Annotated in this window: 16 protein-coding genes and 1 rRNA gene; 3 read left to right on the top strand and 14 right to left on the bottom strand. The window is 69.4% G+C overall.

Annotated elements, in window-relative coordinates:
- Positions 1-76: 76 nt before the first annotated feature.
- The 5 genes from ACIRQP_RS06605 to ACIRQP_RS06585 all read right to left on the bottom strand — a co-directional run bounded on the left by ACIRQP_RS06605 (position 77) and on the right by ACIRQP_RS06585 (position 5526).
- Entirely contained in the window at positions 77-1735 is a 1659-nt protein-coding gene (locus tag ACIRQP_RS06605) for a uroporphyrinogen-III synthase (protein ID WP_403884448.1), read from the bottom strand.
- Positions 1732-2709 (bottom strand): hydroxymethylbilane synthase, encoded by a 978-nt coding sequence (gene hemC / locus ACIRQP_RS06600; RefSeq protein WP_403884445.1) that lies wholly within the window; start codon positions 2707-2709, stop codon positions 1732-1734. The genes ACIRQP_RS06605 and hemC overlap by 4 nt, the downstream gene beginning before the upstream one ends.
- Positions 2706-4061: a glutamyl-tRNA reductase gene (locus tag ACIRQP_RS06595; protein WP_403884442.1), complete on the bottom strand. Its 1356-nt coding sequence runs from the start codon at positions 4059-4061 to the stop codon at positions 2706-2708. The genes hemC and ACIRQP_RS06595 overlap by 4 nt, the downstream gene beginning before the upstream one ends.
- On the bottom strand, positions 4058-4882 hold the full coding sequence (locus ACIRQP_RS06590) for a redox-sensing transcriptional repressor Rex (protein ID WP_403884439.1): 825 nt from the start codon (positions 4880-4882) through the stop codon (positions 4058-4060). Before ACIRQP_RS06590 ends, ACIRQP_RS06595 begins: the two co-directional genes overlap by 4 nt.
- A gap of 365 nt (positions 4883-5247) precedes the next feature.
- The gene (locus ACIRQP_RS06585) at positions 5248-5526 is read right to left on the bottom strand and encodes a glutaredoxin family protein (RefSeq protein ID WP_403884436.1); all 279 of its coding nucleotides are present in this window, start codon (positions 5524-5526) and stop codon (positions 5248-5250) included.
- A 158-nt stretch (positions 5527-5684) separates the two neighbouring features.
- Here ACIRQP_RS06585 and ACIRQP_RS06580 point away from each other — a divergent pair, with 158 nt between their 5' ends.
- The 3 genes from ACIRQP_RS06580 to ACIRQP_RS06570 all read left to right on the top strand — a co-directional run bounded on the left by ACIRQP_RS06580 (position 5685) and on the right by ACIRQP_RS06570 (position 9367).
- Positions 5685-6629, top strand: coding sequence for an HAD family hydrolase (locus ACIRQP_RS06580; RefSeq protein WP_403884433.1), 945 nt, complete (start codon positions 5685-5687; stop codon positions 6627-6629).
- Positions 6630-7061: 432 nt separating this feature from the next.
- A complete protein-coding gene (locus ACIRQP_RS06575) occupies positions 7062-7856 on the top strand; it encodes an ECF subfamily RNA polymerase sigma factor, BldN family (protein ID WP_129773328.1) in 795 nt (264 codons plus the stop codon).
- 287 nt (positions 7857-8143) lie between these two features.
- Entirely contained in the window at positions 8144-9367 is a 1224-nt protein-coding gene (locus tag ACIRQP_RS06570) for a DUF5667 domain-containing protein (RefSeq protein WP_403884430.1), read from the top strand.
- 129 nt (positions 9368-9496) lie between these two features.
- Here the strand turns inward: ACIRQP_RS06570 and ACIRQP_RS06565 are convergent, their stop codons facing one another.
- The 9 genes from ACIRQP_RS06565 to rrf all read right to left on the bottom strand — a co-directional run bounded on the left by ACIRQP_RS06565 (position 9497) and on the right by rrf (position 16627).
- Positions 9497-10528, bottom strand: coding sequence for a lysophospholipid acyltransferase family protein (locus tag ACIRQP_RS06565; protein WP_403884427.1), 1032 nt, complete (start codon positions 10526-10528; stop codon positions 9497-9499).
- Position 10529: 1 nt separating this feature from the next.
- Complete coding sequence (locus tag ACIRQP_RS06560) at positions 10530-11567, bottom strand: NAD-dependent epimerase/dehydratase family protein (RefSeq protein WP_403884424.1); 1038 nt, start codon at positions 11565-11567, stop codon at positions 10530-10532.
- A 161-nt stretch (positions 11568-11728) separates the two neighbouring features.
- On the bottom strand, positions 11729-11827 hold the full coding sequence (locus tag ACIRQP_RS06555) for a 30S ribosomal protein bS22 (protein WP_003948845.1): 99 nt from the start codon (positions 11825-11827) through the stop codon (positions 11729-11731).
- 187 nt (positions 11828-12014) lie between these two features.
- Positions 12015-12227 carry a helix-turn-helix domain-containing protein gene (locus ACIRQP_RS06550; RefSeq protein WP_014046653.1) on the bottom strand — a complete coding sequence of 71 codons (213 nt, stop codon included), beginning with the start codon at positions 12225-12227 and terminating at the stop codon, positions 12015-12017.
- Between the two features lie 128 nt (positions 12228-12355).
- On the bottom strand, positions 12356-13171 hold the full coding sequence (locus ACIRQP_RS06545) for a phosphatase (RefSeq protein WP_403884421.1): 816 nt from the start codon (positions 13169-13171) through the stop codon (positions 12356-12358).
- A gap of 174 nt (positions 13172-13345) precedes the next feature.
- Positions 13346-14518, bottom strand: coding sequence for an acetoin utilization protein AcuC (locus ACIRQP_RS06540; protein WP_403884418.1), 1173 nt, complete (start codon positions 14516-14518; stop codon positions 13346-13348).
- Positions 14487-15719, bottom strand: coding sequence for an MFS transporter (locus ACIRQP_RS06535; protein WP_403884415.1), 1233 nt, complete (start codon positions 15717-15719; stop codon positions 14487-14489). Before ACIRQP_RS06535 ends, ACIRQP_RS06540 begins: the two co-directional genes overlap by 32 nt.
- Before the next feature lie 72 nt (positions 15720-15791).
- Positions 15792-16436, bottom strand: a complete 645-nt coding sequence (locus ACIRQP_RS06530; protein ID WP_403884412.1) for an HAD family hydrolase — start codon at positions 16434-16436, stop codon at positions 15792-15794.
- Between the two features lie 74 nt (positions 16437-16510).
- Positions 16511-16627 (bottom strand): 5S ribosomal RNA (gene rrf, locus ACIRQP_RS06525).
- Positions 16628-16781: the final 154 nt, after the last annotated feature.

Raw genomic sequence — 16781 nt, 5'->3', positions numbered from 1 at the left:
CCCGGAAACGACCGCGGGGCCCGGCCGCCTCGGCGACCCGGCCCCACATCGTTCCACGCACCCGCCCGCCCGGAGGTCAGGTCGTACGGCGTCTGCGGCTGCCCGGCCTGCGCTCGCTCGGCCGCGTGACCGTTTCGCCCGCCTCCTTCGCCGACTCGCGGCGCTGCGTGCCGAACGCCGCGAGCGCCTCGGCCAGCTTGTGCACCGACGGCTCCGGCGAGAGGACGTCGACACGCAGCCCGTGCTCCTCGGCGGTCTTCGCCGTCGCCGGGCCGATGCACGCGATCACCGTCACGTTGTGCGGCTTGCCCGCGATACCGACCAGGTTCCGCACGGTCGAGGACGAGGTGAAGAGCACGGCGTCGAAGCCGCCGCCCTTGATCGCCTCGCGGGTCTCGGCCGGCGGCGGCGAGGCGCGCACCGTGCGGTACGCGGTGACGTCGTCGACCTCCCAGCCCAGCTCGATCAGCCCCGCCACCAGCGTCTCGGTGGCGATGTCGGCGCGCGGCAGGAAGACGCGGTCGATCGGGTCGAAGACCGGGTCGTACGGCGGCCAGTCCTCCAGCAGCCCGGCCGCCGACTGCTCGCCGGACGGCACCAGATCGGGCTTCACCCCGAAGTCCACGAGCGACGCGGCAGTCTGCTCGCCCACCGCGGCGACCTTGATCCCGGCGAAGGCACGGGCGTCGAGCCCGTACTCCTCGAACTTCTCCCGTACCGCCTTCACCGCGTTGACGGAGGTGAACGCGATCCACTCGTACCGGCCGGTGACCAGGCCCTTGACCGCGCGCTCCATCTGCTGGGGCGTGCGCGGCGGCTCGACCGCGATGGTCGGGACCTCGTGCGGGACCGCGCCGTAGGACCTGAGCTGGTCGGAGAGCGACGCGGCCTGCTCCTTCGTGCGCGGAACGAGCACCTTCCAGCCGAACAGGGGCTTGGACTCGAACCACGCGAGCTGGTCGCGCTGCGCGGCGGCACTGCGCTCACCGACCACGGCTATGACCGGCTGGTGTCCCTCCGGGGAGGGCAGCACCTTCGCCTGCTTCAGCACCTGCGCGATGGTGCCGAGCGTGGCGTTCCAGGTGCGCTGACGGGTCGTCGTACCGGCGACGGTGACGGTCATCGGGGTGTCCGGCTTGCGGCCGGCCGCGACCAGCTCACCGGCGGCGCCCGCGACCGTCTCCAGGGTGGCGGAGACGACGGCCGTGCCGTCGCTCGCGCCGAGTTCGGTCCAGCACCGCTCGCCGGCGGTCCTGGCGTCCACGAGCCGTACGTCCGTGCCCTGCGCATCGCGCAGCGGCACCCCGGCGTACGCCGGCACACCGACCGCGGCGGCGATGCCGGGGACGACTTCGAAGGGAATGCCCGCGGTGGCACAGGCGAGCATCTCCGTGCCCGCGTCGCCGTCCAGCCCCGGGTCACCGGAGACCGCACGTACGACCCGCTTGCCGCCCCGCGCGGCCTCCATGACAAGATTGGCCGCATCCCGGATCGCGGGGATCCCGGCGGCTGCTGACACATCGTCGACAACCGTCAGCGCAGGCGTGTGCACACCCGCCCTGGCATGGCCGCGTACGACTTCGAGCACATCAGGCTCGGCAATCAGTACGTCCGCTCCCGCGAGCGCCTCGACGGCGCGGAGTGTCAGCAGACCCGGATCTCCGGGTCCGGCACCGAGGAAGGTGACGTGCCCCGATGCGGAGCAGGCTGGAAGGTCAGAGGTGGTGGGGCTCAAAGTGCTCGCTCCCCCATAAGACCGGCCGCACCCTTGGCGAGCATCTCGGACGCGAGTTCGCGACCGAGCGCCATGGCGTCGCCGTGCGACGTGGGTACGGGACCGGTGGTGGACAGCTGCACCAGCGTCGAGCCGTCGGTCGTGCCGACGACGCCGCGCAGGCGCATTTCGTTGACAACCTGTCCGTCGTCCAGCAGGTCGGCCAACGCACCCACGGGTGCGCTGCAGCCGGCCTCCAGGGCGGCGAGCAGGGAACGCTCGGCGGTCACGGCGGCCCGGGTGTACGGGTCGTCGAGCTCGGCGAGCACTGCGGCGAGGTCCACGTTGACCGCGGCGCACTCGACAGCAAGGGCCCCCTGGCCGGGGGCGGGCAGGACCGTGTCGACTGACAGGAACTCGGTCACCTCGTCGATCCGGCCGATGCGATGAAGCCCGGCGGCGGCGAGCACGACGGCGTCGAACTCCCCGCTGCTGACATAGCCGATCCGCGTGTCGATGTTCCCGCGGATCGGTACGGTTTCGATGGTGCGGCCGTGGTTGCGCGCGTACGCGTTGAGCTGCGCCATCCGGCGCGGCGACCCCGTACCGATCCGGGCGCCCGCGGGCAGCTCCTCGAAGGCCAGCCCGTCACGCGCGATCAGCACGTCCCGGGGGTCCTCGCGGCGCGGCACGGCGGCCAGCGTCAGATCGTCGGGCTGGGTCGTCGGCAGATCCTTGAGGGAGTGCACGGCGAAGTCGACCTCGCCCGCCAGCAGCGCGTCGCGCAGCGCGGTGACGAAGACGCCCGTGCCGCCGATCTGCGCGAGATGCTCGCGGGAGGTGTCGCCGTACGTGGTGATCTCGACCAGCTCCACCGGCCGTCCGGTCAGCTCACGCACGGCGTCCGCCACGTGGCCGGACTGTGCCATGGCGAGCTTGCTGCGCCTGGTTCCGAGCCTCAGCGGCTTCTCGGGCCTCAGTGCCTTCTCGGTCATACTCGCCCTCTGCCTACACCGTCGGTGTCATTCAGGTCGGCCCGGCTGACGGCGGCGACCGTCTGCGGGTCGAGGTCGAAGAGTTCGCGCAGCGCGTCCGCGTACCCGGCGCCGCCGGGCTCGCCTGCCAGCTGCTTGACCCGCACGGTGGGCGCGTGCAGGAGTTTGTCGACGACGCGGCGCACGGTCCTGGTGATCTCGGCGCGCTGCTTGTCGTCCAGCCCGGGGAGCCTGCCTTCGAGGCGCGCGACCTCGCTGCTCACCACGTCGGCGGCCATGGCGCGCAGCGCGACCACGGTCGGCGTGATGTGAGCGGCACGCTGGGCGGCGCCGAAGGCCGCCACCTCGTCGGAGACGATGGTGCGTACCTGATCGACATCGGTGGCCATGGGGGCGTCGGCGGACGCCTCGGCCAGCGACTCGATGTCCACGAACCGGACCCCGCCGAGCCGGTGCACGGCGCCGTCGATGTCCCGGGGCATGGCGAGGTCGAGCAGGGCCAGCCGGGTCGTACGGCTGTGCAGCGCCGCCTCGACCGCGGCGGCGGTCAGCACCAGACCGGTCGCGCCCGTGCAGGACACGACCACATCGGCGCGGGTCAGCTCGTCGGCGAGGGCGCTCATGTCCACCGCACGCGCGAGGACGCCCGTCGAGCCGGGCTCCGTCAGGATCTGTACGAGCCGGTCGGCGCGCGCGGCCGTGCGGTTGGCGATGACTATCTCGTCGACGCCGACGCGCGCGAGCGTCGCGGCGGCCAGCGAGGACATCGAGCCCGCGCCGATCACCAGCGCGCGCTTCTTCTTGGCCCAGGCGTCCACGGCGGTGCCGGCGGCGAGCTGCTCCAGACCGAAGGTGACCAGCGACTGCCCGGCCCGGTCGATCCCGGTCTCGCTGTGGGCGCGCTTGCCGACCCGCAGGGCCTGCTGGAAGAGATCGTTGAGCAGCCGGCCCGCGGTGTGCAGCTCCTGCCCGAGTGCCAGCGCGTCCTTGATCTGCCCGAGGATCTGGCCCTCGCCGACGACCATCGAGTCAAGCCCGCAGGCCACCGAGAAGAGATGGTGGACGGCCCGGTCCTCGTAGTGCACATAGAGATACGGAGTGAGCTCCTCCAGGCCGACGCCGCTGTGCTGGGCGAGGAGCGTGGACAGCTCGGCGACCCCGGCGTGGAACTTGTCGACGTCGGCGTACAGCTCGATGCGGTTGCAGGTGGCGAGGACCGCGGCCTCGGTCGCGGGCTCCGCGGCGAGCGAGTCCTGCAACAGCTTGATCTGTGTGTCGGTGGCAAGGGAGGCCCGCTCCAGCACACTCACGGGTGCGCTGCGGTGGCTCACTCCGACGACCAGGAGACTCATGCCGGCATCACCGCGGGAACGTCCCCGTCGGGTCCCTTCCGGCTCGCGGCGGCGCTGTCCGCCTCCGGAGCGTCCGCATCCACATCCGTGGCGTTCACCTCTGCGGCGTCCACCGCGCTCCCGCGCTCGGCGGCCGGCGCCGCTTCCGCGGCGGCCCCCTCACCAGCCTTGCGCTGCTCGTGGAAGGCGAGGATCTGGAGCTCGATGGAGAGGTCGACCTTGCGTACGTCCACACCGTCCGGCACGGAGAGCACGGTCGGCGCGAAGTTGAGGATCGAGGTCACACCGGCGGCGACCAGCCGCTCGCAGACCTGCTGGGCGGCGCCTGCGGGGGTCGCGATGACTCCGATCGAGACGCCGTTGTCGGTGATGATCCTCTCCAGCTCGTCCGCGTGCTGGACCGGCATCCCGGCGACCGGCTTGCCGGCCATCGCGGGGTCGGCGTCTATCAGCGCGGCCACCCGGAACCCACGGGAGGCGAACCCGCCGTAGTTGGCGAGCGCGGCGCCGAGGTTACCGATACCGACGATGACGACCGGCCAGTCCTGCGTCAGCCCCAGCTCGCGGGAGATCTGGTAGACGAGGTACTCGACGTCGTAGCCCACACCCCGGGTCCCGTAGGAGCCGAGATAGGAGAAGTCCTTCCGCAACTTGGCGGAGTTGACCCCGGCCGCGGTCGCGAGCTCTTCGGAGGAGACCGTGGGTACGGAACGCTCGGACAGAGCGGTCAGCGCCCGCAGATACAGCGGAAGCCTGGCGACGGTGGCCTCGGGGATTCCTCGGCTACGGGTCGCCGGTCGGTGAGTTCGGCCAGTTGCCACGGTGCTCCTGCGGGATGAGCGAGGCTGCAGGCGGCCGTATGTTCCTGGACCGCCCCGTCGAATGCAGGTTATGTCTTTGTGAACGCGTGCACAAAGATTGTGTCCGCTTTGTCCGAGCAAAGTGACCGGGGTCACGCGCGCCGATCCCGCGACAGTGGAACCGAAGACCACGTCCACCCGTTGCACACACATAGGGGGCAAAATCGCACACACTCCTTACGAATACGCCCCCGAGTCCGCTCCCCCTGTCCTCCCGGGACCGATCCCCGGACGCCCGGTGGCACCTCGGGACCGCCCTCGCGGCCCGGTCCATGATCACCAGGGAAAACCCTGCAAAGCGCCCACGATGGTAACCGCCTTTCCCTTCAGCCCCCCAGTTCGCGACGGAGTCGATCGGCATCGACCCGCCAGAATGTGTGCTGCTCCCCGTCCACCAGGACCACTGGAATCTGCTCCCAGTACGCGCGATGCAGCATCTCGTCCTGGGTAATATCCTTTTCCTCCCATGATGCTCCGGTTTCCGCGCACACCGTTTCGATCACGGAGCGAGCATCGTCACAGAGATGACATCCTGGCTTCGAGACGAGCGTCACCATCCGCTCGCCCGCCTTCTTCTTTGTCGTACGTCGCAGCAGAGGACTCATGCGGCCATTCTCCGCCCACCACGCCCGCGGCGGTGCGGGTCATCCACAGCTGGGACGGGATCACACGATCAGCGGATTAACGCACCGGCCGTGGAGAGTTCACTCCACGGCATCCCCACACGTCAGGAAGTACCGAACAGACTGGCTATGCTCACGATATGGCCGCACTGGGATGGCTCACCCCCCGTAGGCGCTCCGCCACCGCACGGAGCGTGCTCGCAGGCGAGGCCGCAGCCGAGGCAGGACTCAGGTCCACACAGGAGTCACAGGCGGCGTCGGAGGCCGAGGCCGCCGCCAAGGCCGAGAAGGTGCCCGACTTCCCCGTCTTCGGCGACAACCGCGCCGCCGCCTTCTTCGATCTCGACAACACCGTGATGCAGGGCGCCGCGATCTTCCATCTGGGCCGCGGCCTGTACAAGCGGAAGTTCTTCCAGCGCCGCGAACTCGCCCGGTTCGCCTGGCAGCAGGCGTGGTTCCGGCTGGCCGGGGTCGAGGACCCCGAGCACATGCAGGACGCCCGCGACAGCGCGCTGTCCATCGTCAAGGGCCACCGGGTCTCCGAGCTGATGTCCATCGGCGAGGAGGTCTACGACGAGTACATGGCCGACCGGATCTGGCCCGGCACCCGCGCCCTCGCCCAGGCCCACCTGGACGCGGGCCAGCAGGTCTGGCTGGTGACCGCGGCGCCCGTCGAGACCGCGACGATCATCGCCCGGCGGCTCGGCCTGACCGGCGCCCTCGGCACGGTCGCCGAATCGATCGACGGCGTCTACACCGGCAAGCTCGTCGGCGAACCGCTGCACGGCCCCGCGAAAGCCGAGGCCGTCCGCGCCCTGGCCGCCGCCGAGGGCTTCGACCTGGACCGCTGCGCGGCGTACAGCGACTCGCACAACGACATCCCGATGCTCTCGCTGGTCGGACATCCGTACGCCATCAACCCGGACACCAAGCTCCGCAAGCACGCGCGCCGGCTGGACTGGCGGCTGCGCGACTACCGGACCGGCCGCAAGGCGGCCAAGCTCGGCATCCCGGCGGCGGCCGGAGTGGGCGCCCTCGCGGGCGGCACGGCGGCCGCGGTCGCCCTGCACCGCCGCCGCCGCTGACTCTCACCGCCGCCGACCCGCCGACCCGCCGTCGCCGACTCCGCCTCGCCGACGGACGGCCGCTGACTCTGTGTCGCCGGCCCGGCCGCAACGAGGGACACGCCGTGGAGACACGCCGCCGGGAGACAAATCGACACGTACGGCCCTGCGGAAGTCCCCGCAGGGCCGTACGTACATCTGTCACTCAGGCACAACCCATCACGAGAGCAGGCAGATCGTGACGCAATCCGATCAATAAATGGTCACGATGTGCGACTAGATACGCCGCATAGGCGTCATGGAAGCGACGTAATCGATGATTTGAGCAACCGGGTGTAGCACTGCCTGTACGAAGCGTTATTCTCCTCAGACGCATACCGGACCCCACACGTCGCCACGACGAGTGAATGGTCCCGCACTGCACGTGATGGAAGCTCTGCCTCTGGGAGTCCCGTGTACCCACACGTCGGGGTTGACGCCTCGGGCCTGGCTACGCTGCGCGCAACGGTCCTCGACCACTTGCGCGGCTTCGTCCCCACCGCGTACGCCGTCCCCGCCTTCGCCGCACCGGCCCCTGCCGTGAGCGGCCCTATCGGTCCTTGTTATGCCCTGGCGAGCGGTGGTGCGGCGGTCGGCAGACGGGGGAGCCGAAGCAGCACCGCCGCCTCGACCACCGCCCGTCGGCCCACCGCCGACAGCGACAGCGCCCGCATGATGGAACTCGTCGAGCGCGCCCAGGCCGGTGAGGCCGAGGCCTTCGGCCGGCTGTACGACCAGTACAGCGACACCGTCTACCGTTATATCTACTACCGCGTGGGCGGGAAGGCGACCGCGGAGGATCTCACCAGCGAGACGTTCCTGCGCGCCCTGCGCCGGATCTCCACTTTCACCTGGCAGGGGCGCGACTTCGGCGCCTGGCTGGTCACGATCGCCCGGAACCTGGTCGCGGACCATTTCAAATCGAGCCGTTTCCGACTCGAAGTCACCACGGGCGAAATGCTCGACGCCAACGAGGTGGAGCGCAGCCCGGAGGACTCCGTCCTGGAGTCCCTCTCGAACGCGGCACTGCTCGAAGCCGTACGCAAACTCAACCCGCAGCAGCAGGAGTGCGTCACACTGCGCTTCCTGCAAGGTCTCTCGGTCGCCGAGACGGCCCGCGTCATGGGCAAGAACGAAGGAGCGATCAAAACTTTGCAGTACCGAGCCGTACGAACACTGGCCCGGCTCCTGCCCGAAGACGCCCGCTGACCGCCGCTGTCCCCCCACTCACCCCCACCTTCCACCAGTCGGCCGTTCACCCCCCGCCGGCCCCCACCTCGGACCCAACTCACCGTCGGTGACGCCTCGATGACGCGCTGGTCCGATCATCCTTCGCGCGTAACCCATGTGCCGCGCCGCTCGTTGTGCGGGATGCAGGCTCCCTGCGGTCACGCCATGCCCGCAGCCACTCACTCAATCGTGTGGATGTGCTCAAGGCGTGCAACCTTCCGGACCCCCAGGGGAGTCGATCGTCATGACGAGAGGAGGTGCCGCCAGTGATCGCGAACGTTTCGGCACACCGGCGGGCGAACGCCTTCGCCCAGGCCCTGGAAGACCAGACGGTCCAGGGCGCGGCGGCCGAACAGCCCGCCGAGTCGGCCGAACCGGCCGAACAGGGGCGGCTGTTGGCCCTGGCGAGTGGTCTCGGCGAACTGCCGAAACCAACGCTGGACCCCGAGGTCAAAATGGTGCAACGGGCCCAGCTCGTGGCAGCCATGGAGGCCATGCTGCTGGAGGGCACAGCTGCCGGGGGGGCGACTCCGGGCCCTACGGTGCCGGAGCAGCGCAAGACCGGACGGGGCGCCCACCGGGCCTCCCGCCTCCGGAGATTGCGCCCCAAATCCCGCTGGTCCAAAGGCCTTGCGGCGGGCGGGCTCACGGTCGGAGTGGCGGCGGGCGCCTTCGGCGGTGTCGCCGCCGCCAGCTCCGACGCGCTGCCCGGTGACTCGCTGTACGGACTGAAACGAGGAATGGAGGACTTCAAGCTCAATCTGGCGGACGACGAGTCCGACCGCGGCGAGCTGTATCTGGACCACGCCTCGACCCGGCTCAGCGAGACCCGCCGGCTGATGGAGCGAGGCCGCTCCGGCCGGCTCGACCATGAATCCATGGCCGAGATCCGGCGCACGCTGAGCGGGATGAAGCACGACGCCACCGAGGGCCACCGCCTGCTCCATCAGGCATACGAACGGGACGGCTCACTCGGCCCGATCGCCACCCTCTCGTCGTTCTCCGCCTCGCACCGCCAGGCCTGGAACGGGCTGCGCGAACGGCTGCCCGCCCAGCTGACGGACGTCGGCAACGAAGTCAGTTCGGTCTTCGACGCCATAGACCAAGAGGTCGCTCCGCTGCAGTCACTGCTGCCACGCCCGCCGGAGAAACACGCGGGAACCATCCGCCCCGGCTCCACGCCCCACCCCACCGGCCCCGGCCATCAGAGCGTTCCCTCGCCCTCCGCACCGAGCGAGGGCGGCGGAAGCGGCTCGCACGCCAGTGACCGGCCCGACCCGTCGGGACCGGACCCGGACAGCGCGTCCGAGGAGGGCCTGCTCGGCGGCAGCACGGGCGGCCTGCTCGACCCGCCGCAGAGCAGCGTCACCCCGTCGCCGTCCGAGAACCAGGACAGCTCCGACCGTCCCGGACCGGATGTCACGATCCCGCCGCTGCTGCCGGATCTGCTGCCCGGACTCGGCTTCAAGGCCGAGGACGCGGATCAGTAACCGCGGATCAGTAACCGCGGATCAGATACCGCGGGTCGGCTACCGCGGATCAGTTACGCGTGAGGGGTGGTGCTCCATCGGAGCACCACCCCTCGTGCGTGCACACGCACAGGACGCTCGGCAGGAAGCTCAGAAGAACACCGACCGCCGCTGCACCAGCAATTTGTAGAGCGAGTGCTGGATCTGCTCGCGGACCTGATCCGTCAGATTGAACATCAGCATCGGATCCTCCGCCGCCTCCGGCGGATAGCCGTCCGTCGGGATCGGCTCACCGAACTGGATCGTCCATTTCGTCGGCAGCGGCAGCATGCCCAGCGGCCCCAGCCACGGGAACGTCGGCGTGATCGGGAAGTACGGCACACCCAGCAGCCGCGCCAGCGTCCGCGAGTTGCCGATCATCGGATAGATCTCCTCGGCGCCCACGATCGAGCACGGCACGATCGGCGCCCCCGCACGCAGCGCCGTCGACACGAACCCGCCCCGGCCGAACCGCTGCAGCCTGTACCGGTCGCCGAACGGCTTGCCGAGCCCCTTGAAGCCCTCCGGCATCACCCCGACGACCTCGCCGCGCTGAAGCAGTATCTCGGCGTCCTCCGCGCATGCCAGGGTGTGCCCGGCCTTCCGCGCCAACTCGTTGACCACGGGCAGCATAAAGACCAGATCGGCCGCCAGCAGCCGCAGATGCCGGTCCGCCGGATGGTTGTCGCGGACGGCGACCTGCATCATCAGCCCGTCCAGCGGCAGCGTCCCCGAGTGATTGGCCACCACGAGCGCCCCGCCGTCCGACGGGATGTTCTCGATACCCTTCACCTCGACCCGGAAGTAGTTCTCGTACAGCGGCCGGATCAACGACATCAGGACCTGGTCGGTGAGCTCCTTGTCGTACCCGAACTCGTCGATGTCGTACTCGCCGGTGACCCGTCGGCGCAGAAACGCCAGCCCGCCCGCGAGCCGCCGCTCCCAGCCGCTCGCGGGGACCGGTTCCGGCTGCGGTTCCGGTACGGGTGCCAGCGGTCCCGGCGTACGTACCGGGCCCGACCCCGCCCCCGGCCCCTGCGAGCGCTTCGGGGCACCGTCCTTGGCGTGCTGCCGCCGGCCGCCGGCGGATCCACGCCTCGACCTCGGTTCATCACCGAAGGGGATGACCTTGGCATCAGCCATGTCAGATGCGCTCCTTGCTGACGAGAGTGGAGAGCCGGTCGACGGTACGGGCCACCGCCTCGGGCGGCAGCAGCCCGGCGCCCTGGCCGCGCGCGAAGTCCGCGAAGGCCTCCGCGGTCGTGTACCGGGGCACAAAGCCCAGTGTCTCGCTCAGTTGGTCCGTGCTGACCACCCGGCCGTGGGTCAACAGCCTGATCTGTTCCGGCGCGAAGTCCGTCATCCCGACCGTACGCAGCGCCGTACCGACCCAGGTCACGGCGGGCAGCGGAACGGGCACCGTGGGCCGCCCCAGTCGGCGTGAGCACTGCGAGAGCAGCAGCACACCCTCGCCGGCGACATTGAAGGTCCCGCTGTTGAGCGTCCCGCGCCGCGGCTCGCCGGAGGCGATCAGCAGGACGTCGTCCACGTCGTCCTCGTGGACGAACTGGAGCCGCGGGTCATAACCGAAGACCGTCGGCAGCACGGGCAGCGACAGATATTCGGCGAGCGGTGTGTCCGCCGCGGGCCCCAGGATATTCGCGAAGCGCAGCACACAGACCGCCACATCGGGTCTGCGGCGCGCGAAACCGCGCACGTATCCCTCGACCTCCACCGCGTCCTTGGCGAAGCCGCCGCTCGGCAGCGATTTGGGCGGCGTGCTCTCCGTGAAGATCGCCGGATCGCGGGGCGCGGAACCGTACACACTCGTACTGGACTTGACCACCAGCCGCTTCACCGTCGGCGATTTCTGGCAGGCGCCGAGCAACTGCATCGTGCCGATGACGTTGGTCTCCTTGACGGCGGTACGCCCGCCGGAGCCCAGTGGAGTGCCCGTCACATCCAGATGGACGACGGTGTCGACTCCGTGCTCGGCCAGGATCCGCGCGATAACCGGCTGCCGGATATCCGCGCGGACGAATTCCGCCCCGTCCAACTGATGCGCGGGCGGGACCGCGTCCACGGCGATGACCCGGTCCACCTCGGAATCGCGCTGAACGCGCCGTACGAAACGGCCTCCGAGCTGACGGGCCGCTCCTGTCACGAGCACGACCTTGCCCAAGATCAGCGCCTTCCCCTGAAAGTCTCCGTGGGCGCCACCGTATCGGCTCGGTATTGCGCCGTGGTGACCCTACGGCGCGCCGCACCATTTCTTTGACCGGCAAAGACCGCGGCCCTCCCACCGTGTCGGTGGAAGGGCCGCGAATACACGAACAGCTGCCGCTACTTCTTGTTGCGACGCTGAACGCGGGTGCGCTTGAGCAGCTTGCGGTGCTTCTTCTTGGCCATCCGCTTACGCCGCTTCTTGATAACAGAGCCCACGACTACCCTCGCTCACTTCTCTTCACTCGGTGCGGGGCGTCTGGGCCCACACGACCTACGTCGGCCTAGCCTACCCGCCGCCGAGTGAGGGACGTAATCCGAGGGACACCCGAGGTGATTCTCCCGGCGCCACGCACCCCGCCGCGACGTCCGCCGCGACGGGGAACGAGCCGTACCGGTCTCGGCATCACGCAGACTCGACCCCCACAAATGACTCGCGGAGGTACTCGTGAACCGCTTGCTCCGGAACCCGGAATGACCTGCCCACCCGGATCGCCGGCAGATGACCGCTGTGCACCAAGCGGTACACGGTCATCTTCGACACTCGCATCACTGAGGCGACTTCCGCCACGGTAAGGAACTTGACCTCGTTGAGAGGCCTCTCGCTGCCAGCAGCCATGACCCACCTGTACCTTCCGCACGCGACGGCCACCGGCTTCCCCTCCGGTAACTCTTCGTCGCTGTGCGCTCACTCACCAGACTAGGGGCGGGTGATGCGAGTGGGGAAGAGGAGCAGCCTTCGGCCGCCTACTGTGACAGACATGCTCGATTGAGTACATAGCGCGTAAGCGGCCGGTAGTAATCAGACCGCACGGCGTCATCAAGAGGAACGACCACGGACACCCGCCCCTCCGCCTCCCCGACGAACAGCGCGGGGTCGTCCGTATCGGCGAGACCGATGGCCTCAATGCCCAGCTGACCTGCCCCGCAGACCCATCCGTGGTCCCCCACGACGAGCTCGGGCAGCGGCCCCCCGGAGTCCGCCACACCTTCCAGAGCCACCCGGACCGGCAGGGGTGAATGGGTGTGCGCGCCGGTCTCACGCCCCGCGCATCCCACGCCTGGCTCCCGCATCAGCGCGACTCCCCGTACGTAGTCAAGGTTGTACGTACGTACCCCGAACCGGGTCGTTATGTCGACACATCGCCCCTGCGCGGGAGTGAGGACGAGACATCCCGCCGCCGACAAAGCGTCTGCCAGCTCTGCGTAGAAACCGAGCAGCCGATGCGGATGCCCCGTCCCGAACAGCACCGGAGCCCGCCGCTCCGCCACGGCGCCCAGCCGACCGGCGAACGCGTCCAGCGCGGTCAGCGTCCGCTCGGGATCGATGACATCCGGGCCCCACACATGATCGGAATCGCCGGAAACTCCACACGTGTCGGCCATGAGCCTGAGCAAGTCCTGCTCATTCCATGCCCATTCCGGATCGAGTCCGAGCATCACGCGTGGATCGCGTGCGGCGAAGAGACGGTAGCTGCGCAGGCTCGCCTCACGCGAGGTGGCCACGGGTCCGGCCAGCCTGGCCGCCAGCAGATGCGCCCGCAGCGCTCCAGTGGTCAACACGCGGACGATCCTGCCGCTTACGGCACTCCCGCGGGCTGGAACCCCGGATTCACCGCACAGTTGGCGTAACAGCGGACCGACGGACCAACGGACCGAAGAACCGACGCACCAGCGGAACAGCGGGCCGACACACCGGCGAACCGGGACGGCGAGCCAGGTCCGGGCCGCCGGCCGCTACGCCAGCAGCCCCCGCAGCGGGAACACCGCCTTGCGCGTCGCCAGCACCGCCTGGTCCAGCCGGTCCGCCGGATCGTATCCGGCCTCCCACGGCTGCCAGGCCGGCGTCCGCCCGTCCGTCATCCGCCCCGGACCCAGCTGCCGCGTCCGCGCGTACACCTCGTCCCGCCAGGACTCCGGCACCTCCGACAGCGGATCGATCGGCGCGTGCGCGGCGATCCCCACCAGATGGGTCCAGGACCGCGGCACCACATCGACGACCGCGTACCCGCCGCCGCCCAGCGCGACCCACCGCCCGCCGTCCACATACTCGTGCACCAGGTCATGGCAGGACGCCTGCACCGCACGCTGCGCGTCGAGGGACACCGCGAGATGCGCCAGCGGATCCTCGAAATGCGTATCCGCGCCGTGCTGTGTCACCAGCACCTGCGGCCGGAAGTCCGCCAGCAGCTCGGGCACCACCGAGTGGAACGCCCGCAGCCAGCCCTCGTCCCCCGTCCCGGCCGGCAGCGCCACATTCACCGCGCTGCCCTCGCCCGCGCCCCCGCCGGTCTCCTCCGCCCAGCCGGTCTGCGGGAAGAGCGTCCGAGGGTGCTCGTGCAGCGACACCGTCAGCACCCGGGGGTCCTCCCAGAACGCCGTCTGGACACCGTCTCCGTGATGCACGTCCACATCGATGTACGCGACCCGCTCCGCGCCCAGCTCCAGGAGCCGCGCGATCGCCAGAGACGCGTCGTTGTAAATACAGAACCCGGACGCCGCCCCGGGCATCGCGTGGTGCAGCCCGCCCGCGAAGTTCACGGCGTGCGCGGTCTCCCCGCGCCACACCGCCTCGGCCGCACCGACCGACTGCCCGGCGATCAACGCCGACGCCTCGTGCATCCCGGCGAAGGCCGGATCGTCCGGCGTGCCGAGACCGTACGAACCGTCGGCGGCCCGCGGATCCAGCGACACCCGCCGTACCGCGTCCACATACTCCTGCGCGTGGACAAGGCGCAGCGTCGAGTCCCCGGCGACCGGCGCGGCCACCACGTCCGCCGCCCGGTCCAGCCCGTACGCCCGCACCAACCCCATGGTCAGCACGAGCCGTACGGGATCCATCGGATGGCTGGGCCCGAAGTCGTATCCCGTTACTGCGTCATCCCACATCAACCGTGCGCGGCCGCTCATGCCCGCCACCGTATCGGTCCTGCGCCGTCCCGAACGAGCGGGCGTACAGAAGCGTCACCAAAACCATCACCATCGGTACGAGCATCGCGCCCCGGTAGCTCCACAGGTCCCCGACCGCCCCCACCAGCGGCGATCCAATCAGGAAGCCCACGTAGTTGAAGATATTGAGCCGGGCCACGGCCATGTCACTTGAGGCGGGAAACAGTCGTCCGGCCGCCGCGAAAGTCTGCGGAACGATCACACACAGCCCGAGTCCAAGCATCGTGAACCCGAGAATCCCCATCCAGGCGCCGGACGCCGGCGCCACCACCGCGAACCCGGCCCCCGCGAGCAGCGACCCGCACCGCACGACGGCCACCGGACCGAACCGCCGCACGCCGAGATCCCCGACCGCACGCCCCAGCAGCGTCGTGACCATATAGGCGTTGTATGGAACGGTCGCCAGCTCCTCCGAGCCGCCGAGGACGTCCTGGAGGTACTTGGCGCTCCAGTTCGACACGGTGGAGTCACCGATGTACGCGAAGGCCATGACGAGGCAGAGGGGCAGGAGCAGCTTGAACGCGACCGGCCTGCTCGCGGCCCCCGCCGCTCGCTCCGTGTCCGCTCGCTCCGTGTCCGTACGGTCGGCGCCGGCGTCCGCATCCGCGTCCGCGTACCAACGGCTGCCGATCAGCGCGGCCGGCAACAGCACGGCCACCACCGGGAGATACGACATCAGCAGCGACAGATCCCAGTGCGCGCCTGCCCAGGCGAGCGAGGCCCCGACGATTCCACCGAGGCTGTACGCGGCGTGGAAGCCGAGCATGATGCTCCGGCCGTACGCCCGTTGAAGACTCACCCCGAGCATGTTCATCGACGCGTCCAGCGCACCCACCGACAGCCCGAACGCCGCCAGCGCGATGCCGAGCTGCCACATCTCGCCACCGGCCCCGGCGCCGAGAAGCGCCAGCAGTACGACGGGCTGTGCCCAGCGCAACACCACCCCGGGCCGTACCCGCACGACCAGCTTCTCGGTGACGACACTGCCGACGCCGGCGAGGACCGGCACGGCGGCGAGGAAGGCGGGGAGGAGCGCGTCGGATACCCCGTACCGGTCCTGGATGGCGGGGATACGCGTCACGAGCAGGGCGAAGGTCACCCCCTGGACGAAGAAACTCAGCGCCAGGGAGAGCCGACCGTGCCGCAACCGCGCGTCCGTCATGGCCGGACAGCGTAGGACGCTCGTCTACCCATGGGTAGATAGATCACACGGCGGATCGGATCTGGGAACGGATCAGGCGAGCAGCTCCGGTAGTTCCGCCATCCTGCTGAAGTACCCGGTGGCGCCAGGGAGCTGGGCGGCGGGTGTCATGGCCGTGAACGCGAACACATCCATGCCCGCGGCCCTGGCTGCCCGGACCCCGAGGGGGCTGTCCTCCACGACCGCACAGCGGCCGGGCGCCACGCCCATGCGCTCGGCGGCATGAAGGAAGAGGTCGGGCGCCGGCTTGCCGCGCCCGACGTCCTGCGCGCTGAAGATGACGCTGTCGTCGAACCACCGGTTCAGCCCGGTCTTCCGGTGCCCGACGCGGATGCGCTCATGGCTCCCGGAGGAGGCGACACAGTAGGGCACCCCGTCACCGGCCAGCTTTTCCAACACCTCGGTCACGCCGTCGACGGGCTCCAACTCCCGCTCGAAGGCGGCGAAGACACGGGCGTGCAGGGTGTCGTCGAAGTCGGCGGGCAGGAGCTCACCGGTCCGCTCCTTCACCAGGTCATGGACGCGGTGAACAGCGGCTCCCATGTAGTCCCGAAGGGAGTCCTCGTAGGAGGTGGGATGGCCCAGTTCGGTGAGATAGGCGGCCAGGATGGTGTTGGAGAGGGGCTCGCTGTCGACAAGGACACCGTCGTTGTCGAAGATGATCAGTTCGTAGCGCATGTACTGAGCCTAATCCGGACCCGGAACGCAGAAATGCCCTGCACCAGAAGGTGCAGGGCATTCCCACAACAATTGTTCGGCAGCGTCCTACTCTCCCACAGGGTCCCCCCTGCAGTACCATCGGCGCTATGAGGCTTAGCTTCCGGGTTCGGAATGTAACCGGGCGTTTCCCTCACGCAATGACCACCGAAACACTATGAAGATATCGAACCGCCGGATAACAACACAGCCGTTCGTTGCTTCAGAACTAACACAGTGGACGCGAGCAACTGAGGACAAGCCCTCGGCCTATTAGTACCGGTCAACTCCACCAGTCACCTGGCTTCCATATCCGGCCTATCAACC

The sequence above is a fragment of the Streptomyces sp. NPDC102274 genome (genome assembly GCF_044766385.1).
GTDB lineage: Bacteria > Actinomycetota > Actinomycetes > Streptomycetales > Streptomycetaceae > Streptomyces.
Note: the sequence above shows the minus strand (reverse complement) of the source record. Positions and strands in the feature narration are given on the sequence as shown.

Bases quoted from the DNA above. Each gene is read 5' to 3' on its own strand.
- ACIRQP_RS06530 (WP_403884412.1), bottom strand. From the start codon at position 16,436: ATGCGCTACGAACTGATCATCTTCGACAACGACGGTGTCCTTGTCGAC.
- ACIRQP_RS06585 (WP_403884436.1), bottom strand. From the start codon at position 5,526: ATGAGTCCTCTGCTGCGACGTACGACAAAGAAGAAGGCGGGCGAGCGG.
- ACIRQP_RS06580 (WP_403884433.1), top strand. From the start codon at position 5,685: ATGGCCGCACTGGGATGGCTCACCCCCCGTAGGCGCTCCGCCACCGCA.
- ACIRQP_RS06535 (WP_403884415.1), bottom strand. From the start codon at position 15,719: ATGACGGACGCGCGGTTGCGGCACGGTCGGCTCTCCCTGGCGCTGAGT.
- ACIRQP_RS06565 (WP_403884427.1), bottom strand. From the start codon at position 10,528: ATGGCTGATGCCAAGGTCATCCCCTTCGGTGATGAACCGAGGTCGAGG.
- ACIRQP_RS06550 (WP_014046653.1), bottom strand. From the start codon at position 12,227: ATGGCTGCTGGCAGCGAGAGGCCTCTCAACGAGGTCAAGTTCCTTACC.
- ACIRQP_RS06540 (WP_403884418.1), bottom strand. From the start codon at position 14,518: ATGAGCGGCCGCGCACGGTTGATGTGGGATGACGCAGTAACGGGATAC.
- ACIRQP_RS06595 (WP_403884442.1), bottom strand. From the start codon at position 4,061: ATGAGTCTCCTGGTCGTCGGAGTGAGCCACCGCAGCGCACCCGTGAGT.
- hemC (WP_403884445.1), bottom strand. From the start codon at position 2,709: ATGACCGAGAAGGCACTGAGGCCCGAGAAGCCGCTGAGGCTCGGAACC.